A 17,506-nucleotide genomic window follows, 5' to 3' on the forward strand; every position below is an offset into this window, starting at 1 on the left:
GTGTGGTCCCTTTCAGGGGCTCCGCTTGGCGGGTGTGATGTTCTTTGGGTAGGGGGCGTGCCGGAATGTCCGTCGGCACGCCCCCTGCTTGGGCCCGGCACGGCTTAGCATGCCGGGCTGGTATGGGTCAGGCCTTGGGAGGATTCGCGGCGGCGGGGTCGATGTTGAATGACTTGAGGATTTCCCCGAGGCGGCCACTGTCACGCAGTTTCTTGATGTGGTTGTTCAGGGCAGTGGTGAGTTCGTCATTGCCCTTGGAGCTGGGGAAGCAGGTCACGGAGGGATTCTGGGTGGCTTTGATGATGCTGGTCGGCTCGAGCTGGACGTAGCTGATGCCGTTGTCCGATGACTTGAGCCTGTAGGCGGCTTCGTTGACTGCCATGAGCGCGACGTCGATTCGGCCGGCGACCAGGTCTTGGTACACGGCGTCGGGGGACTGGTAAAGCTTGGCGTTGTCGCCGGCCCACTTGGTCAGGTCATCCACCCAAAGGTAGCCCTGGGTCGTACCGATCTTCTTCCCGGCGTAGTCGGTTATTTTCGATGACGGATTCTTGCCGACCAGCACTACCGTGTCGCTGTAGGCCGGATCCGACAAGTTGACGATCTGGGCGCGCTCCTTTGTGGGGTACCAGCCGCCGGCTGCAACGTCTGCCTGCCCAGACTTGACGGATTCAATGACGCCGGCGGCGGGGAGGTTCTTGACCTGTGTCTGAAGGCAGTTGGCTGCGGCAAAGGATTCGAGGATTTTCCCGTCGACCCCGTCCATGGTGTTGCCCTGGGAGGTAAAGAGCGGGGGGTAGTCAGGTCCGGAGACGGTCAGGGTTGCTTCCTGCAGGGTCTTGAACTGCGTTTCCGGTGTGCAGTCGGCTTTGGCGGCTGTCGGGGAGGTTGATCCGCAGGCCGTGAGGAGGCCGGAGGCCGAGAGGGCGATGACTATGGCAGCCGTGCGAAGGGTGAACTTCAATGGGTGGTCCTATCTTATTGGGGGTGGGTGGTTGGGTCTTAGGCCTTGCCGTGCTGGGTTTCCCGGCGGGCGAGGCGTTCCGCCAGCATGGACAGCGGGATGGCGATGGCAGCATAAAGGGCAGCCGCGATTGCAAGCATGTTCAGGTATTGAAAGTTGGTGGTCGCGAGCACGTAAGCGCGGCTAAGGAGTTCCGGGACGGCGAGGGCGAAAGCGAGTGAAGTCGTCTGGAAGAAGACGACAGCCCATCCCAGCAGGGGAGGAATAATGATCTTCAATGCTTGCGGAAAAATGACTCGAAAGTAGGTGGCGCCTCCAGGGAGGCCGAGGGCTTTTGCTGCCTCGTGTTGGCCCGCAGGTACGGCTTGAATGCCGGCGCGGAATACCTCGGCGGTGTACCCTGCAAAGCTGATTCCTAGGGCAAGCATGGTTGCCAGAACACCGTCCAGGGTAAGGCCGGTCTGAGGGAGGCCGAAGTAGACAAGGTAGAGCAGGACCAAGACGGGCACCCCCCTGCCGATCTCTACGGCTGCCACGGCTGTGTATCTCGTGAACTTGTCCGGGCGGGAAATTCCCGCGGCGAGAAGGAGTCCCAGTGGGAGGCCTATGGCGAGCATTCCTGAGGTGAGCTGCAAGCTGATGGCCAAGCCCGGGAGCATGTCACCCAGAAGCGCGATCCAACTGTCGTTGCTCATGCCCGAACCGCCCATCGTGCTGCGACCTGGTTACCGGCCCAACGTCCGAAAGATGCAATCGGAAGGCTGATGATCAGGTAAACGGCGCCGGCCAGGATAAAGACCAGCATTGCGTCAGGGGAACGTTTGCTGGCTGCCAGCGCCATGGCCGTAATGTCTTGGGCGCCAATGACTGATGCAACGGCGCTGTCCTTTAGCAAACCGATCAGGTAGGCAACGGACAGTGGAACCACAGCGACTATGGCCTGAGGAACCGTCACATGTGTGAAAGCTGCACCCTTGGGAAGGGAGAGCGCCTGGGCGGCTTCGTGCTGGCCGGACGGGATGGCATTTAGGCCGGCGCGATAAATTTCTGCGATGTAGCCGGCAGAAATCAGGCTCAGCCCGGTCGTCGCCGCGCTCATGCTGCTGAAGCGGAGTTGGAACTGGGACAACCCGAAGTAGATGACGAAGAGCCACACAATAGGCGGAACACCGCGGCTGATCTGGATGTACGCGCCGGCAACCGCCCGCAGGGCGGGCGCCGGGCTGACCCGGGCAAGAGCGACCGGGATCGCGAGGATCGCACCCAGCAGGAAACTGGAGAGGGTCAACGTTGCTGTCGTGCCGATTCCGGCAGCAATGGCGCGAAAGGCCTCCAACATTTCGGTCAACGCTCGTTCACCGCCCTGAGGAAACGGCGGGTCCGCTCGTGTTGCGGGTCGCGCAGTACGAGGCTCGGTTGGCCCTGCTCGACGACCCGGCCGTCTGCCATGAACACCAAGTGATCGGCGACGTCTTCGGCAAAGTGCATTTCATGGGTGACGACGATCATCGTCATCCCAGTGCCGGCGAGTTCACGCATGACCGCGAGCACCTCCGCCCCGAGCTCAGGATCGAGTGCCGAGGTGGGTTCGTCGAACAGCATGATCTCCGGGTCGAGCGCAAGCGCCCTGGCGATGGCGATGCGCTGTTGCTGGCCGCCGGAGCATTGGGAGGGCTTGAAGTCGGCCTTGGCAGACAGGCCTACCCGGTCCAGCAGTTGCAGTGCCCTCTCCCGTGCCGCCGACTTGTTCCTGCCCAAGGCCTTGACTTGCGCGAGGACAATGTTTTCGGCTGCGGTCAGGTGTGGAAAAAGGTTGAAAGACTGGAAGCACATGCCGACCTTGCGGCGCAACGCCATCAGCTCACCCGAAGACGGTCTCCCGGAACGGATGGCAGGGGCACCGTCAAGCAGAATCTGGCCACTGCTGGGTGCCTGCAGATGGTTGAAGGTCCGAAGCAGTGTGCTTTTTCCCGAGCCGCTGGGGCCAATAACCGCGCATACTTCGCCCTTGGCAACGCCCAGGGAGACGCTGTCCACGGCCCTGTGGCCGTGAAAGTCGACGACGATGTCTACTGCTTCAGCGGCGAATTCGCCAGGCGGGACTTTTCTGGGTGCACCGGCCATGCCGGGGATTACGGTGTCCATGCGGAGGGACCTTTCGAATGAGGGGCCGCCTCAGGGCGGAAGCGGCCGTCGCATTGAACTCTAGAAATGTGTCCCGGGTCATAGAACTGGAGGACTTCCGAATCACGGAAAGCAGATCGGGAAGATGGACGAATAAAAATTCCTTGTTGTCGTGAAAAATTGAGGAATGAACAGCGTGGAGGTTAAGGACAAGGCTGCCGTTCTGCAGTCCCCCGGCATAGACGGCGCGCATTCTCACCGGCACACGCGTACCAAAGTCGAGAAGGACGCCCTGCAGTGCCCGGATGACTGCCATTACTGCGCCGGTCCCGAGACCGACTAGTTCCCGGGACGTCCGCCTCCACCTTCGACACGACCGTTGAGGTCGGAAAGTGAGTAGATGTGCGCAAGGAACTAAACACGGTCTCAGTGCCCCTGGGGCGGAATTACAGCCACGCGGTCGTCTCCGGAGGCCTGATCTTCACGACCGGCCAGGTCCCGGTGAATGCCAGTGGCGAGACGGTGGGTGAAGATCTCGTCGCACAGGCACGCCAGGTATTTGAAAACCTGCAGGCCGTCCTTGCCGAGGCCGGTGCCAATTTGGGCGACGTCGTGAAAACCACCATGTATGTCACCGACATCGGATCGGTAGGCCTGCTGTCAGAGCTGCGTGAAGAAGTCTTCGGTGACGCGCGTCCGGCCAGTGTGGCCATTGAGGTTCCCCGCCTGTGGGATCCGCAGCACCTCATTGAAATCGAGGTCATAGCGGTCAACGCTGCAGCATAGGACCAAAGACTGATGCCGGCAGCGTTCGATGCGAACGCTGCCGGCATCAATTTTTGGCTCGGGAACTTCGACCCTGAAGGTCCGCGATCAGGGAGCCGTCTCCCGATCGCGGACGTCCATGGTGTCCGGACTTCCAACAACCTCCGCTAGTCTTCCCAGCAATCGGCGATGTCCGAGAGCGTGGTGAACCAGACTCCGTAGTGGGAGCTGACATGGTCCAGGAACTGCTCCAGCATGAGCAGGTGGTGCCCTCGTCCAATGGTCTGCGGATGGAGCGTAAGGGCAAAGACCCCGTTGGGTACCCGCTGGTAGGCGAAGTTGAAGAGGTCAGTCCAGCGCGACAGAACATCATTGGTGGCTGCCATGCCGACACTGCGGGGAAGATTCTCCAGTGGCGGGAAGTCATCAAGGTACCAGGAGACGGGTATTTCCAGGAGGGAACTGGGTTCACCGAAAGTGTTGCCCTCCTCGCGGCTTTGACTGACCACAGGCCGTGGCCGGTATGGTTCAAAGTCCCGGCCCATGAGAGAGGAGTCCCAGCTGAAGCCGAACTCCTCCAGCAGTCCCAGTGTCGAGTCCGAGAAGTCCCATGCCGGTGACCGGTACCCGGCCGGTCGCCGGCCCAGAAGGCGTTCGTGCTGGGATATCTGCAGTTCCATGAGGCGGCGTTCCTCATCGGCTTCAAGCTTGGGAATGTACTCGTGATAAACGCCGTGAGCCGCGATTTCGTGACCGTGCTCGACGATGTCCTGACACTGACGCCTGAAGGTTTGAATGGTGTGGGTGGGAACGCACCAGGTGGTTTGTATGTCGTACCGGGCGAAAGTCTCTAGCAGCCTCGGCACGCCCACCTCGGCGCCGAATTCTCCACGCGAGAGGAACGACGGCGAGGCAGTCCCGAACGAGCCCATCCATACGGCGTGGGCGTCGAAGTCGGCGCTGATGGAAACAGCTAGGTTCTTGCCCGGGGGCAGTTTCAAGGGCACAGGTGGCTCCGATCAGTAAGGTGGCTCAGATCCAGGCGAGGCTTTTCTCAGCACCTTGGATACGTTTGCCGATGAGGGCGTTGAGGACTCCGTTTGAGCCTTCGCCGGCCAGGAACAGGGTGGCATCACGCAGGATCCGGGCGAAACGGTGGTCCTCCAGATACCCGGCACCACCGGCGAGTTCCATGGCAGTCAGGGCTGCCTGGACAGACGCATCGGCCGCGGTGACTTTCGCTGATGACGTTTCCAGATCGCAGCGGCCGCCTGCCTGCTTCGCGGCGGCCGCGGCGAGGGTCAGCGCCTTGGCAGCGGCCAGGGAGTTGCCGACCTGCGCCAGCTTCGCCTGGACAGCCGGCATTTCCCCTAGAGTCGTGCCGAAGGACTCCCGGGTGCGCGTGTGCTCGACAGCGGACCAGAGGGCGCTGCGGCCCACCCCAACAGCTGCGGCGGCGACGGCCAGGCGTCCTACTTCGAGTGCGTCCATCACCTGGCCGAAGCCTCTGCCCGGGATCCCGCCCACGAGCCTGTCCGCGGGTATGTGCAGGTCTGTGACGTGCAGCTCGCAGGTTTCGATGCCCTTGGTGCCCAGTTTGGGCAGTTTCCGTTTCACCTCCCATTCATCACGGCGGAGCATGAAGAGGGACAGGCCAGGTTCGGCGTTGTTCCGGGCGGCTGTCCGTGCCAGCAGCAGCATGGCGTCGCTGTTGTCGGCATGGGTGATGAAGGTTTTGTGGGCGTTGATCACCCAGCCGTCGTCGCAGAGGGTCGCAGTGGAGCTCAGGTTTTGCAGGTCCGAGCCGCCTGTGGGTTCGGTCAGGGCCAGACAGGCAAGAGTTTCCCCGGTCATCAACGGCTGCAGCCAGACGCGCTGCTGCTCCGGGGTGCCGTAGTGTTTCATGGTCCACACAGAGGATGAGTGTGCGTTCACCGCCGGGATCAGGCTAAGCCATCCTCGGCCGATTTCTTCCAGAGCCAGGCAGTAAACGCTCAAAGGGCGGGTGCTTGCCCCGAAGAGTCCCAGTTCCTTCAGGCGCTGGATGAGGAAGTCCGGGTATGTTTCGGCCGCATCAAGGGCATCGGCCGCGGGGATGACTTCTTCCTCGACGAAGCGGGTAACCCGGCTCAGGAAAGCTTGGTCGTTGTCAGATAGGTCCTGCTGCATAGAGTTCGGTGCTTTCTGTGTTCAGGCCCGGCCGCGCCAATGAGAAGGGCTCCAGGGACAGGGTTGTCTCTTCTGCGGCCACCATCTGGGCCATGAGTTCCCCGGCGAACAGCCCGGTTGCGACGCCGGCGCTGTGCCCGGTGTTGATGAAGAGGCCTTCGGCCTGGTCGATGATGGGCAGTTCATCGGGGGTCCTGCCGACGATGCCGGCCCACAGGCCGGTGACGCCCAGTTCCCCGAATTCCGGCCGTCGGGTGAGGATGGTGTCGATCATCATTCGAGAGGACTCGAGGGTGATGTGCGGGTTCAGGGAGTTGGCCTCATCAAGGGTGTGCCCGACGTACAGGTTGCCCTCACCTCCCTGGACCACGACGTCTTCGTATCCGGGTTTGCCGCGGTGCGCCTCTATGTCCGCGAACGCCTCCGGGGTATAGGACGGAAGGGCACGCAGCGGCGCGATATGCCGGGCGCCGAGGGGGCCCCGCGTCATCGCCGGCAAGTGGGCGCGGATGGGCTGGGTCATGAGCAGACCGACGCGGACAAGTTTAAGCGGGAGCTTGATGCCTTCGGAGTCGAGGTTCGCTGCCCACGGGCCTGCGCACCACACCACTCCCCCGGCCAGGATGTTTCCGCGGACTGTTCGGATCCCTGTGACCGAGTCCCCGCTTCTGATCAGGCTCAGGGCGGCCGTGTTCTCGTACACCCTGATACCCAGCCTTCGAACCAGCTGACCGAGCCCGTTAACGAGTTTGGATGTGCTCAGCTTGGCGTCATCCGGGAAGGAGAGGGCGCCAAGGGCCGAGTCGGGAATGCCAGGTGCCATGTCCCGGGCCTCGGACACCGTAATGGTCTCAGCTCTGATGCCCTGGGCGCGGCGGTCGGCAGCGTAGTCGGCAAGAATGCCTGCCTGCTGCTCGGTCTCATGGAAGAACACGCCGCCACAGGTGGCGAAATCAAAAGTCCGGCCCAGCTCCCCTTCCAGAGTGTGCAGGGTTCGAAGGCTATTGCGGGCAAGGTCCAGTTCCGGCCCGGACGCCATGGACTGGACCCAGACACCCCCTGAATTACGACCTGATGCGCCGAAAGCCAGAAAACGCTGTTCTACGAGCACAACGTCATAGCCTCGTTGTTTGAGGGCATAAGCGGTGGAGAGGCCCGTAATGCCGCCGCCCACTACAACGATGTCTGCCTGGTCCAAGTTCATGTTCGTTCCTTCGCCCTATGGCGCGCCTAGGTGGCGTGCCATCCTCCGTCCACGTGGATTACCTGACCTGTAATGTACGCGGCCTCGGCGCTGGCCAGAAACACCACAAGTGCCGCGACCTCTTCCGGCTCGCCGGAACGTTTGAGCGGAATGAGGAAATCCATCAGTTCCGGAGTGGCACCTACGCCCCGGTTCATGTCGACCAGATGTCCGATCTGATCACTGGAGTTTGCCCTGATGTTCGTTGCCGTGACCCCCGGTGCAACGACATTGGCCGTGATGCCCTCCGGGCCGAGATCGATCGCCAGACGCCGGGTCATGCCCTCGATGCCGGCCTTGCTGGCGGCATAGGCCAAACCATCGGCTCCTCCGTGCTGTCCGGCTACGGAGCCAATGTTGATGATGCGCCCGGGCCGGCCCTTCATGAACGCCCGGGCAGCTTTGCATCCGTTGAAGTATCCGGTGAGGTTGACGTCAATAATTTTCTGCCACAGCTCTTCAGAGGTGTCGTCCAGCCCTGCGTAACCGTCGAAGAGCCCGGCGTTATTGACGAAGATGTCCAGGTTCTGGCCGTCTGCTGCTTCTTCGGCAAAGGCGGCCATTGAGGAGAAGTCCGAGGCGTCCAGCTGGCGGGTGTGGATGTCCCCGGTGACCGAGGCTTTCAGTTCGGCAAGCCGTTCTTCGGAAATGTCTCCCACGAAGACGGTGTCGCCACGCTCAGCGAAAGCGGCGGCGATGGCGCGGCCGATTCCTGCTCCTGCACCTGTAATGGCTACTCTGCGTCCCATCCCGAATCCTTTCTGTCGTTTACAAAATTTCTGACTGTCTGGTCGTATTCGGCCGTGCCCTCAGGGACGGTGCGGATGGGCCGCGCGGCCTTGATTTCTTCAGCCACATGGGCAATCACGCCCGGTAGGGTCGACAGGATCGCCAGGCCAGTGGTTTCTTCGGGACTGAATCCCATCTCGACCAGCACAAGGCCCATCATGCCGACGTCATTCAAGACGATCGACTCTTTGCCCGGGATGCTGGTGAATGCCCGGTGGATCTGTTCAAAGAATTCGGCCCGCGGACCCCACGCCCCGGCTGCGACGGCCTTTTCCTTCAGCTTCTGCGCCCGCGGATCGACATACCGGAAGACCGGGTGCCCGAGTCCTGGGATTCGCTGCTTCCGGGAACGCAGTTCATCGACGATCTGCTGGGCGAGTTCTTCCGCAGGAAGGCTGCCGCTTTCCAGGCGCTCGTACGCCTGGATGCAGAACCGTGCGGTCTCGCAGGGGTCCATCGTGTTCTTGCCTACTCCAAGAATGCCGGCGGCGAGGGCGGCCGGCATATTGGGGTTGGCCGAAGCGATGTAACGGGCTGCCACGGTGCCGGATTTCTGGAGGGAGTAATCAAGCACGGCGGAAAGAACCGCATCAAGCAGATCGGCTTCTGCCGGCGTCGGAATGCGTCCGCGCAGCAACAGGAACGTTGCGGCGGAGAATGGCAGTTCGCCGATCATGTCCTCAAGGTCATAGCCACGGATGAAAACCTTGGAGTCAGTGACCCTGCTTACGGAGGTGGACCAATAGGGGGGAGCTGTGAGCTGCTCCTGAGCTTCCAGCGCTTCTGCGGCCGGTGCAGGATTCACGTTCATGCTTGGAAGCTTAGGTCTCCCCCAACCCGCTTTGTATTGGATGCTTTCCATGATGCAGGGCCGTTTTTCGTGAACATTCCTAGGGCCATCACGCCCGTTGCAGGGCCCCGCCCGATAAAATCAGCGGTATGCAAGAAGTACGCGGCGCCCCCGTGCCCGCTCGGACGGGCGAACATCCCGAGGCACCCCACGCCGGCGCCTGCACCATAGGTGATCTGATCAGCCATCCTGCACTTCAACTTCGCCCGCTGCGGATACCCGAAGCCGCACACATAAGGATCGTCTCGTCGGCGCAGATCATCGCCGGCGCTGAGGACGCGGACGGCTTGGGCGCCGACGAACTGGTGCTGATCATGGGCACTGTCCCACAGGACCGTGACGAGCTGGACGTCCTGGCCGAAAAAGTCCAGGGTGCCCTTTGCGCGGCAGTTGCCGTTCCGGAAAATTACCGCGGACAACTCAAAGACGAGCTCATCAGCGAAATGGCTGTCCGGGGAATTCCCGTCCTGGAGGTCCCGCAGACCACCCGCTTCGCGGACCTCATCGACACGGTCAACAGGTTTCAGGTGAGCCCCGACGCGGTGCGCTTCAACAAAATGCTCACCATGCAGCAGTCACTGGTGGCTGCCCTGGGACCTGAGGAACCCATGCCGGCACTCTTGTCCCGGCTGGCCAGGGTCAGCGGAGGCGGCGCTGGAATGGTATCCGGCACAGGAGAAGTCCTGGCCGCGGCAGGAGTACTGCCGTTTCGTTTGCTGCTTCATGAAATCGGCGGGTCAGCATTTCCTGAAGTGGAAATCAACGCCTCCGGGTGGAACTCCCTGGCGATCCGATTTGGAGAAACTGCCAGCCGTGCCGTGCGGTGGCTGATCGTGGGCGGCCGCCGGGAACAGTTCGTCACATCCTACGTGCGGGCCGCAGCGCGGGTCACGGCTTCCCTGATCGACGCCACGGACCGGATTGATGCCCTGGTCGCTCATCAGGACCAGGCAGTGCGCAGCTCCGTGCTCAGCCAACTGCTGGAACTGAAACCTTACGACAATCCAGACGTCCTGGCCGGAAGGGTTGCCTCGTTGGGGATTGCCTTCCACCGTGAAGTCCGGGTCATGGACATGGTCCGCTTCGGGCCGAAGGTCAGGGGCGCGGCATCATCGTCCCCGCTCGAGGAGAGGATCAGCAAGGCATTCATCAAGCAGGGAGCCACCGTCCTTGTATGCCGGCGCAGTACCAGCACGGCAGTACTTGTCGAAGCGGACGAACGAGCCAGGGAGCAGGCGTTGGCTGCCCTGCTGGCCGAAGACAGCGGTCTGCTGATCGGGCTCGGCCGGGCCATCACGCACGTGCGCGAGGCAAGGATGTCGCATTACGATGCGGTTCTGGCCCTGCAACAGGCCAGGATGCAGCCCGGGAGCCGCCTCTTCAGCTATGACGATTTCAAGTTCACCACGCGGCTTCTGGCGCACGTGGGCCTCGAGCGGATGACAGAGTGGTCCTCCGAGCTGATTGGGCCGTTGAAGGACAAGCCCATCCTGCTTGAGGCGTTGGAGGCTTTCTTTGAAGCCGAACTGGACGTAATGGCAGCCTCGAAAACACTCCACATCCATCACAACTCGCTCCGCTACCGGCTGCAAAAAATCGAGGAGATCGTCGGCGGCTCGCTCCGGTCGCCCGATGTCATTGCTGCGGTGCAGCTGGCCCGTCTCGCCGAGCAGGCCGGAACCGCGGCAGGCAGGACCACGCGTAAACAGGTGCAGAAGCAGTCCGGGGTGGCGCGCGAGGCGATGGCCGTGGATTCACCCCTTGACGGTGGAGTTGCCGCCGGCCCTTCAGGCCTCGGAGCCGTGCCGGGCGACTAACCGGACTCCTCCGCAGCGTGGTGGTTGACCCGCCCGGATGACGGAAACAGAAGCCAGCCCGGGACCCAGGTTTCGCCTGGGGTCCGGGGCTGGCCCGGTTTGCGGCGAGAGAATGTCAGCGGCTCAGACGGCGGAAGATTTCCTCAGCCCCGGACATCATCTCGGTGACGATCCGGCCCGCGGGCAGAATTTCGTGGACGGTCTGGATGCCCTGCCCGGCCGGCATCATGCCGGTGGCAAGGTCGCCGTCCTGGTAGCCGGTTTCGACCAAGGTTCCAGCCACGGCGTACTGGCCAGGGAAGCTGGCGACCTCTCCAGCTTTCTCTTCCCACTGCGAGGTCCACTCGTTCCGGAATGCCCTCAGGGGTTTGCCGGTGTAGGCACGGGTCAGCACTGTGTCCTTACTTTGGCCCTCGACGACCCGCTGTTTGAAGGCGGCGTGACCGTACGCCTCATCCGATGCGATGAAGCGTGTTCCGACCCAGACGCCCTCAGCCCCGAGGGACAATGCGGCGGCCAGTCCCCGGCCGTCGGTAATCCCTCCGGCTGCCGCGACCGGCACATCGACCGCATCCACGAGCCCCGGAATGAGAGCCATGGTTCCGACGTGGCCCGTGTGGCCGCCGCCTTCAGTTCCTTGGCCGATAATGAAGTCCACTCCATTTTCGACGGCCTGCCGCGCGCGCCCGATCGAGCCGCACAACGCGCCGACGGTGATGCCTTTCGCATGGCACTGGGCAATGAACTCCGGGGGCGTGGCGAAGGTGAGGATCACTACCGGCGGTGCTTCGTCCATCACCACCTCGACCTGGCCCTGTACCGCCCCCTTGGTCAGAAGAGCTTCAACGCCTTTGAGCTTGGTTCGATCCGAGGGTGCCAGCTGCTCCCACAGTTCGCGCACGGGTTCCCAGCTGCTGTCGTCGTCCGAGGTGAGGACGTCGGGCAGGAGGAGGTTCACGGCGAAAGGCTTCTCCGTCCGGGACTTAATGTCCTTAATTTCGGCCCTGAGCGCATCGGGCAGGAAACTGACGCCGCCAAGGCAGCCCATGCCGCCGGCGTTGCTGACTGCAACCACCAGATCGGCCTGCGAGACTCTGGCCATTCCAGCGGACAGGACGGGGTGCTCTATGCCGAGCAGTTCGGTGAGCCGGGTCTTCATGGATTTACTCCCACTGTTGTTGGTTCTTGTGCATCCGACGCCGCGACCGAACGGAGCAGGGTCGCGATGCCGGCAGGTATGGGCCGGGACGCTTCGGCGTCGGCATCCACGTTGACGTAGACACTCGTGACCAGGCATACCGGTCGAGCCGAGACGGAGTAGGAAAAGGCAAGCTGAAAGCTTGACCTGCCCACGTGTGTGCAGGTCACTTCGATGTCCACCAGGTCGTCAAGGCGCACAGGGTGGATGAACTCCAGAGATGTCTGAACCACGGAGGGGTCGAACCTCGAGGCGAGCATCTGCGGATACGGCCATCCGAGATCACGGAAGAATTCCGTCATCGCGACATCGGCGTAGTCGAGGTAGCGTGCGTTGAACAGGAACTTTTGCGGGTCAGTTTCGCTGTAACGCACCCTGATCGTGTGGGTAAAGGCCTTGCTAGACACGCTGCGGACTGCCTTCCCGGATTGCCTCGTACAGCTCGGGCCGGATGTACTTCAGCCCGGGCGGTTCCGGGTTTTCCCGCGATGCTGCGACCAGCGAGGTATCCAGGTCCGCCACCGTGATGCCTTCCCGGCGGTTATCCTCGTGGGCGGCCAAAACACCGTCGTTCAGCCCAAAAGTCCGATCCAAGGGGGTGGCAACCATCGCGTAACCCGTGCACCGCAGCGGCGACCCGGTCGGGATGCCGTTGGTGCCCACGAGAGGTGACACGGCAACGTAAAGCTGGTTCTCCATAGCGCGCGCGTGTGCCCCATAGCGGACCCTGTTGGCTCCGCGGCTGTTCCAGGTCAGGGAAGGGGCAAGGATCAGCTCAGCCCCCCGCAGGGCAAGTTCGCGGCTGACCTCAGGGAACTCGATATCCGCACAGATCTGCAGCGCGACGTTGACTCCCTCAACCTGAGTCAGGGCAACTGAGTCACCGGGCGAAATGCCCATGGCGCGTTCAGGCGGCGTCAGGTGAAGCTTGTCCTGCTGGTCCACAGCGCCATTGGAATGGAAAATGTACGCGGTGTTACGCAGAGAGCCGTCATGCAGGCGTCGGATGTTGCTGGCTCCGGCGATGGCAATGCCGAACCGTCGTGCGATACCGGACATGATGTCAACGTAATGGTCAGCGATGAGCGGAAACAGGGAACGGTATGCTTCGTCGATGCGGCCTGGTTCCAGCGCCCCGTGGTCCGGGTGACTCGCGAGCAGGCCGGTGGTGACAAGTTCAGGCAGCAGCAGTAACTGCGCCTGCTCAGCTGCTGCCCGGGCGGCGACATCGGAAACGTGCCGGGAGAACACATCGAGTGAGGTCTCAGCCCGAAGCTCAAACTGGGCTGCCGCAATTCTCAACAGGGTCATGCCGGAACCCCCGACTTCAAGAGGTCCGCCTTGAGCTGGCGGCGGTCCACCTTCCCGGTACGGGAATTGGTCGGCAATACGTCCACGGCAGCGAAAGTCGTTGGAACCTTGTATCCGGCCAGATGCTCAGCGCAGAAGGCCCGAAGGCGTTCGGAGTCAAGGGCGTGCCCGTCCACCAGGACGACCACGGCAGCAATCTGCTCACCGTAGTGCGGATCAGGAAGTCCCACCACGGCGGCGCTCCTCACCGAAGGGTGCCGTCCGAGCACTCCCTCGACTTCCGAGGGGGAGACATTGCTTCCGCCCCGGATGATCATGTCGGAGAGACGCCCTTCGACAAAGACGTAACCCTGCTCGTCGACTCTGACCAGATCTCCGGTCCGGTACCAGCCGTCACCAGTGATCGCTTTGGCAGTGAGCTCCCTGTCCCGCCAGTAGCCCAGGAAATGTGCCGGGGCCTTCCAGAGAGCTTCTCCCACCGTGCCAGGAGGAACGTCGTTTCCTTCGGCATCGACCACCCGCATCTGGCTGCCCGGTGCAACGTAGCCTGAAGAACCACGCACGGGTACAGGGTCCCTGTAGGGGTCATAGGTTACGGCAGGGAAGCACTCGGAGGCGGCGTAGACGTCGTGCACCGCGCAGCCGGTAGCGTCCGTCCACCGGGCGAACACCGTCTCGTTCCGGGGTTCGCCTCCGGAGATACACAGCCTTAGCGCGGGCATTTTTACGTCGCCAAGTTCGGCCAGCCGTTCTGTGAGCTTGACGAACATGGTGGTGACGCCTGCAAGGAAGGTTCCGGCTTGCCGGGTGAGGGCATCAATGATCAGATCCGGTTTCGTCCTGGCCAGAACGATGATTTCGCCCGAGGCGACCAAGGTGGCCATAGAGGTTGTGACAAGTCCGAACGCCCATGCCATGGGCAAGCAGACAACGGTGCGGTCCTCCGGGCCCAGATGCCAGACGTTGGCGTAGGCCTGGGCGCCGGCCAGCAAACCGGCGTGTGAGTGCATGACTGCCTTGGGGGCTGCCGTTGACCCTGAGGTGTAGCAGATCAACGCCAGTGAATCGGCGGGAGCTTCCACATCCGGCCGTCCACCCGGGTGATCATCGTCGTTGCCCGTGAAATCGAGGTTGCTGATTGTCACCGTCGGGGGCGCGTCGTCGATACGGGCGGCCACTGCTGCCGCGCGGTCATCCACGACCAGCAAGGACGCGGCCGAATGCTCGACGGCGTAGGACACTTCACCCGGTCCGGATGAGGCGTAGAGCGTGGTCAGCACCGCCCCTGCCCGCCAGATCGCCAGGGCGGCAGCCAAATGGACTGCCGAGTTGTCAGCCATGAGAATGACCCGGTCCCCCGGGTGCACCCCGACCGCAATCAAACGACGGGCCAGGCGGTCCGCGGTTTTCTCCAACTGCAGATAGGTAACCGTCAGGTCGCCGTCACGGATGGCGTTCTTATTCGGATGCGAGGCGGCCCGCAGGCTGACCACCTCGGAAAACGTCTGTGCTGACGCCATCACTGCTCCCGCTTGAACATGACGACCCATTGGCCTTCCTGACAGACCTCGTCCTTCTGGTTTACCACTGAAACATCGAAGGTGATCACGCCCCGGTCGGGCTTGGACGAGGACGGCTTTTTCGATGCAACGGCCTGTTCCACGCGGATCGTGTCGCCGATACGGACAGGACCCTTCAAATTCCAGGTCATGCCCAGAAAGGCTATCGCGGTACCCTCCTTGATTCCCAGACGGGATTCCAGACCAGTGGCCACGGCGAAAACACCGGGACCGTGGAAAATCCTTCCCCCGAACTGTGTCTTCTTGGAGAACTCCTCGTCGGTGTGGAGGGGATTGAAGTCGCCGGAGATGCCCGCGAACATCACCACGTCCGCCTCGGTGATGGTCCGCGCCGGAGACGTCCAGGACTGGCCAATCTCAAAATCATCAAAGTAGAGCCCTGTAGAGCCCTTGAGCTGCGTCGCGGTCATTAGCGATCTCCCAAGCTATTCGGCCGGTGGAGGCCGGCGGTAGTGTTGTCCCTGTTATCGTCCTCCTGCCGTCCGCGGGCTTCCATTGGCCGAATACCTAATTCAGCCGCACCCTGTTCAGAAGTCTTCCGACGGGGCTCCCTTAGTGGTCTGGGGGTCACAGGCAGGCGCGTTTGGAAGGCCTCCGATGACACAGGTGCCTGCTCGGTAATTTTCCTATTCATCGGGCGCCTGCGAAAGCGTAGCGTGCCTCACATGACACCTTCGAAAACAACGCGGATATGCTTTTTGAATCCGTTCGGCACCGCTCAATACGACGAGCTGATCACAAAAGTCTTGAGCTCCTCACTCAGGGAATCCACGCAGCTGGATGTCTGGCATCTGGCCGAAGGCCCACGCAACCTCGACTACTACGCACCGAAGCAGGTAGTGCAGGTTGAGATTCTTCGCGCAGCCAAGGCCGCGGAAGAAGCAGGCTACGACGCCCTGGTGATCGGATGCCTCTACGACCCCGCCCTGACCGAGGCACGTGAGCTTGTCAGCATTCCCGTTGTTGGTCCGCTCGAGGCCTCAACGTCGCTCGCCAGAATGTTTGGGCACCGCTACGCGATCGTAACCGACCACCACAAGGCTGTTCCGGAAATTGAAGACCGGTTGAGGATCTACGGGACCGACGCCAACTGCAGGAACGTTGAGGCCGTTGGCTGGTTCGTTGAGGAGATGATCAAAGACACCGAAGCCGTTGCCGTGGATACCCATGCGCGGGCCAAGGAAGCCCTGGCGAGGACCGGCGCCGAGACCATCCTGATCGGTTGCACCATCGTCTCGGCATGCTACGAACTCGCCGTGCAGCAGGGACGTGCCGATCTTGCCGGACTCCCCATCATCAACCCCAACCTTGTAGCAGTAAAGACTGCAGAAATGTTCGCTGACATGCACCGCGCCGGGCAGTACCGCGTGGCGCGCAGCGCTTACTACCAGAACCTGGCCGACCATGACCCGGCCGAAGCGGCAGCTGTCGCGCCCTACTTCCAACCCCGCATTCTCGAAAGGACCCCATAAAGTGTCGACCTCAGTACTCATCGTCGGTGGCGGCCTCGTAGGCACCTCCTCTGCTTACTTCTCTGCCCGTGAAGGGCTCAACGTCACCTTGCTGGAGCAAAAGCACGTTGGTTACGGCGCCTCGGGGCGGAACCCGGGCTTTGTTTGGCTGCACTGCCGTAACCCCGGCTGGGCCCTTGACATTTCTCTGAAGGGCCGCGCCCTGTACGACCAGCTGCGGGAAGACCTTCCCGTGCCGTTCGAATTCCGTGCCGACGGCGGGCTTATCTACTTTTACGATGAACGCCAGGAACAGGTCTTCAAGGAGTTCGTTGCTGCCCGGCAGGCCGATGGCCTGGATATGAGCCTGATCGACGGTAAGGAAGTGAAGTCGCTCGTAGGTCCCATCCGCGACGACGTTGTCGGTGCAAGCTTCTGTGCCAACGACGCACAAATCAATACCCCAACGGTGGTGGCCGCCCTCGCAGCCGGCGCCCGCGCCGAGGGGGCCACGCTGCGTGAAGGCATCACGGTCTCAAAGCTGATTTTCTCCGGGGACCGCATCATCGGCGTCGAAACCAACGAGGGCAACTTCTTCGCAGACAAGGTCGTCATTGCCTCGGGCGCCTGGACGGAAAAGCTCATGCGGGCCAGCGGCATTGAAGTTCCGATCGGCCGCGAGCGCCTCCAGGTCATGGCCACCAAGCCCCTGCCGCCGCAGATCAAACCCGTCGTTTACGGGCCGAACGCCACCAAGACCTATTCACTGTTCAAGAACCTTCCGAGCTGGGACGACGCCCTGTTCCACAGCCAGATTGAGGAAGAAACCGGTTACTCGCTGCTCACTCTGGCCGCGCAGCGGGCGAACGGGGAGATCCTGCTCGGATGCCCGATGGACTACCCTTCGGAAGTGGACCTGTTCCCGAGTCTTGACGGGCTGAAGGCCCTCGCTGAGGACATCATGGGAGATTTTCCGGGGCTCCGCAAGGTGGGAATCGACCGAGTGTGGGCCGGAGTCCTGCCCTTTACCTCCGATATGGTTCCCGTCCTTGACGAAATCGCCCCTGGACTCGTCGTGGCCGCAGGCCACGTCTTCGGCAACTCCGCCGGCCCGATGAGCGGCAAGCTCATCAGCCAACTCCTCACCGGAGCAAAACCGGACCTGGACATGACCGCGGTGCGCTGGAACCGGGAGCTTGACCCCGTCATCCCCGGTGCCTCGGTGAACTGGTAGATCAAGCGAAG

At 62.2% G+C, this 17,506-nt stretch carries 19 protein-coding genes; 5 read left to right on the forward strand and 14 right to left on the reverse strand.

Going from position 1 to position 17,506, the window contains the following annotated elements; genetic code table 11:
• Positions 1–127 precede the first annotated feature (127 nt).
• The 4 genes from R5O87_RS04300 to R5O87_RS04315 are packed head-to-tail and all read right to left on the reverse strand — an operon-like array spanning position 128 to position 3,109.
• Complete coding sequence (locus tag R5O87_RS04300) at positions 128–964, reverse strand: substrate-binding periplasmic protein (protein WP_410557393.1); 837 nt, start codon at positions 962–964, stop codon at positions 128–130.
• A 38-nt stretch (positions 965–1,002) separates the two neighbouring features.
• Complete coding sequence (locus R5O87_RS04305; RefSeq protein WP_410557394.1) at positions 1,003–1,659, reverse strand: ABC transporter permease subunit; 657 nt, start codon at positions 1,657–1,659, stop codon at positions 1,003–1,005.
• Positions 1,656–2,303: an amino acid ABC transporter permease gene (locus R5O87_RS04310; RefSeq protein ID WP_410557459.1), complete on the reverse strand. Its 648-nt coding sequence runs from the start codon at positions 2,301–2,303 to the stop codon at positions 1,656–1,658. Before R5O87_RS04310 ends, R5O87_RS04305 begins: the two co-directional genes overlap by 4 nt.
• Before the next feature lie 5 nt (positions 2,304–2,308).
• A complete protein-coding gene (locus tag R5O87_RS04315; protein ID WP_410557395.1) occupies positions 2,309–3,109 on the reverse strand; it encodes an amino acid ABC transporter ATP-binding protein in 801 nt (266 codons plus the stop codon).
• A gap of 166 nt (positions 3,110–3,275) precedes the next feature.
• Between R5O87_RS04315 and R5O87_RS04320 the strand changes: the two genes are divergently transcribed.
• Positions 3,276–3,431, forward strand: coding sequence for a hypothetical protein (locus tag R5O87_RS04320; RefSeq protein WP_410557397.1), 156 nt, complete (start codon positions 3,276–3,278; stop codon positions 3,429–3,431).
• Positions 3,432–3,490: 59 nt separating this feature from the next.
• Positions 3,491–3,874 carry a RidA family protein gene (locus R5O87_RS04325; protein ID WP_410557398.1) on the forward strand — a complete coding sequence of 128 codons (384 nt, stop codon included), beginning with the start codon at positions 3,491–3,493 and terminating at the stop codon, positions 3,872–3,874.
• Between the two features lie 146 nt (positions 3,875–4,020).
• Here R5O87_RS04325 and R5O87_RS04330 read toward each other — a convergent pair whose 3' ends face one another.
• Genes R5O87_RS04330 through R5O87_RS04350 form a run of 5 tightly spaced genes read right to left on the reverse strand, consistent with a single transcriptional unit; the run spans position 4,021 to position 8,865 of the window.
• On the reverse strand, positions 4,021–4,860 hold the full coding sequence (locus R5O87_RS04330; RefSeq protein WP_410557399.1) for a polysaccharide deacetylase family protein: 840 nt from the start codon (positions 4,858–4,860) through the stop codon (positions 4,021–4,023).
• A gap of 25 nt (positions 4,861–4,885) precedes the next feature.
• Entirely contained in the window at positions 4,886–6,022 is a 1,137-nt protein-coding gene (locus R5O87_RS04335; RefSeq protein WP_410557400.1) for an acyl-CoA dehydrogenase family protein, read from the reverse strand.
• On the reverse strand, positions 6,003–7,226 hold the full coding sequence (locus R5O87_RS04340) for an NAD(P)/FAD-dependent oxidoreductase (protein ID WP_410557401.1): 1,224 nt from the start codon (positions 7,224–7,226) through the stop codon (positions 6,003–6,005). Before R5O87_RS04340 ends, R5O87_RS04335 begins: the two co-directional genes overlap by 20 nt.
• Positions 7,227–7,252: 26 nt before the next feature.
• The gene (locus R5O87_RS04345) at positions 7,253–8,014 is read right to left on the reverse strand and encodes an SDR family NAD(P)-dependent oxidoreductase (protein ID WP_410557402.1); all 762 of its coding nucleotides are present in this window, start codon (positions 8,012–8,014) and stop codon (positions 7,253–7,255) included.
• Positions 7,999–8,865, reverse strand: a complete 867-nt coding sequence (locus R5O87_RS04350; protein WP_410557403.1) for a citryl-CoA lyase — start codon at positions 8,863–8,865, stop codon at positions 7,999–8,001. The genes R5O87_RS04345 and R5O87_RS04350 overlap by 16 nt, the downstream gene beginning before the upstream one ends.
• A 128-nt stretch (positions 8,866–8,993) precedes the next feature.
• Between R5O87_RS04350 and R5O87_RS04355 the strand changes: the two genes are divergently transcribed.
• Complete coding sequence (locus tag R5O87_RS04355; protein WP_410557404.1) at positions 8,994–10,721, forward strand: helix-turn-helix domain-containing protein; 1,728 nt, start codon at positions 8,994–8,996, stop codon at positions 10,719–10,721.
• 115 nt (positions 10,722–10,836) lie between these two features.
• Here R5O87_RS04355 and R5O87_RS04360 read toward each other — a convergent pair whose 3' ends face one another.
• From R5O87_RS04360 to R5O87_RS04380, 5 genes are read right to left on the reverse strand one after another with little or no spacing between them, the layout of a single operon-like run.
• The gene (locus R5O87_RS04360; protein ID WP_410557406.1) at positions 10,837–11,880 is read right to left on the reverse strand and encodes an NAD(P)H-dependent flavin oxidoreductase; all 1,044 of its coding nucleotides are present in this window, start codon (positions 11,878–11,880) and stop codon (positions 10,837–10,839) included.
• On the reverse strand, positions 11,877–12,326 hold the full coding sequence (locus R5O87_RS04365; protein ID WP_410557407.1) for an acyl-CoA thioesterase: 450 nt from the start codon (positions 12,324–12,326) through the stop codon (positions 11,877–11,879). Before R5O87_RS04365 ends, R5O87_RS04360 begins: the two co-directional genes overlap by 4 nt.
• Positions 12,319–13,230 (reverse strand): nitrilase-related carbon-nitrogen hydrolase, encoded by a 912-nt coding sequence (locus tag R5O87_RS04370; RefSeq protein ID WP_410557408.1) that lies wholly within the window; start codon positions 13,228–13,230, stop codon positions 12,319–12,321. Before R5O87_RS04370 ends, R5O87_RS04365 begins: the two co-directional genes overlap by 8 nt.
• Positions 13,227–14,750, reverse strand: a complete 1,524-nt coding sequence (locus R5O87_RS04375) for a class I adenylate-forming enzyme family protein (RefSeq protein WP_410557409.1) — start codon at positions 14,748–14,750, stop codon at positions 13,227–13,229. The genes R5O87_RS04370 and R5O87_RS04375 overlap by 4 nt, the downstream gene beginning before the upstream one ends.
• Entirely contained in the window at positions 14,750–15,220 is a 471-nt protein-coding gene (locus R5O87_RS04380) for a MaoC/PaaZ C-terminal domain-containing protein (RefSeq protein WP_410557410.1), read from the reverse strand. The genes R5O87_RS04375 and R5O87_RS04380 overlap by 1 nt, the downstream gene beginning before the upstream one ends.
• A 336-nt stretch (positions 15,221–15,556) precedes the next feature.
• Between R5O87_RS04380 and R5O87_RS04385 the strand changes: the two genes are divergently transcribed.
• Positions 15,557–16,282: an aspartate/glutamate racemase family protein gene (locus tag R5O87_RS04385; RefSeq protein WP_462836388.1), complete on the forward strand. Its 726-nt coding sequence runs from the start codon at positions 15,557–15,559 to the stop codon at positions 16,280–16,282.
• A 1-nt stretch (position 16,283) separates the two neighbouring features.
• Complete coding sequence (locus R5O87_RS04390; RefSeq protein ID WP_410557412.1) at positions 16,284–17,495, forward strand: NAD(P)/FAD-dependent oxidoreductase; 1,212 nt, start codon at positions 16,284–16,286, stop codon at positions 17,493–17,495.
• Positions 17,496–17,506: the final 11 nt, after the last annotated feature.

This window comes from Arthrobacter globiformis (assembly GCF_046536215.2).
Classification (GTDB): domain Bacteria; phylum Actinomycetota; class Actinomycetes; order Actinomycetales; family Micrococcaceae; genus Arthrobacter; species Arthrobacter globiformis_E.

Bases quoted from the DNA above. Each gene is read 5' to 3' on its own strand.
- R5O87_RS04380 (WP_410557410.1), bottom strand. From the start codon at position 15,220: ATGACCGCGACGCAGCTCAAGGGCTCTACAGGGCTCTACTTTGATGAT.
- R5O87_RS04305 (WP_410557394.1), bottom strand. From the start codon at position 1,659: ATGAGCAACGACAGTTGGATCGCGCTTCTGGGTGACATGCTCCCGGGC.
- R5O87_RS04350 (WP_410557403.1), bottom strand. From the start codon at position 8,865: ATGAACGTGAATCCTGCACCGGCCGCAGAAGCGCTGGAAGCTCAGGAG.
- R5O87_RS04345 (WP_410557402.1), bottom strand. From the start codon at position 8,014: ATGGGACGCAGAGTAGCCATTACAGGTGCAGGAGCAGGAATCGGCCGC.
- R5O87_RS04360 (WP_410557406.1), bottom strand. From the start codon at position 11,880: ATGAAGACCCGGCTCACCGAACTGCTCGGCATAGAGCACCCCGTCCTG.
- R5O87_RS04375 (WP_410557409.1), bottom strand. From the start codon at position 14,750: ATGGCGTCAGCACAGACGTTTTCCGAGGTGGTCAGCCTGCGGGCCGCC.
- R5O87_RS04315 (WP_410557395.1), bottom strand. From the start codon at position 3,109: ATGGACACCGTAATCCCCGGCATGGCCGGTGCACCCAGAAAAGTCCCG.
- R5O87_RS04335 (WP_410557400.1), bottom strand. From the start codon at position 6,022: ATGCAGCAGGACCTATCTGACAACGACCAAGCTTTCCTGAGCCGGGTT.
- R5O87_RS04355 (WP_410557404.1), top strand. From the start codon at position 8,994: ATGCAAGAAGTACGCGGCGCCCCCGTGCCCGCTCGGACGGGCGAACAT.
- R5O87_RS04340 (WP_410557401.1), bottom strand. From the start codon at position 7,226: ATGAACTTGGACCAGGCAGACATCGTTGTAGTGGGCGGCGGCATTACG.
- R5O87_RS04310 (WP_410557459.1), bottom strand. From the start codon at position 2,303: ATGTTGGAGGCCTTTCGCGCCATTGCTGCCGGAATCGGCACGACAGCA.
- R5O87_RS04320 (WP_410557397.1), top strand. From the start codon at position 3,276: ATGAACAGCGTGGAGGTTAAGGACAAGGCTGCCGTTCTGCAGTCCCCC.
- R5O87_RS04370 (WP_410557408.1), bottom strand. From the start codon at position 13,230: ATGACCCTGTTGAGAATTGCGGCAGCCCAGTTTGAGCTTCGGGCTGAG.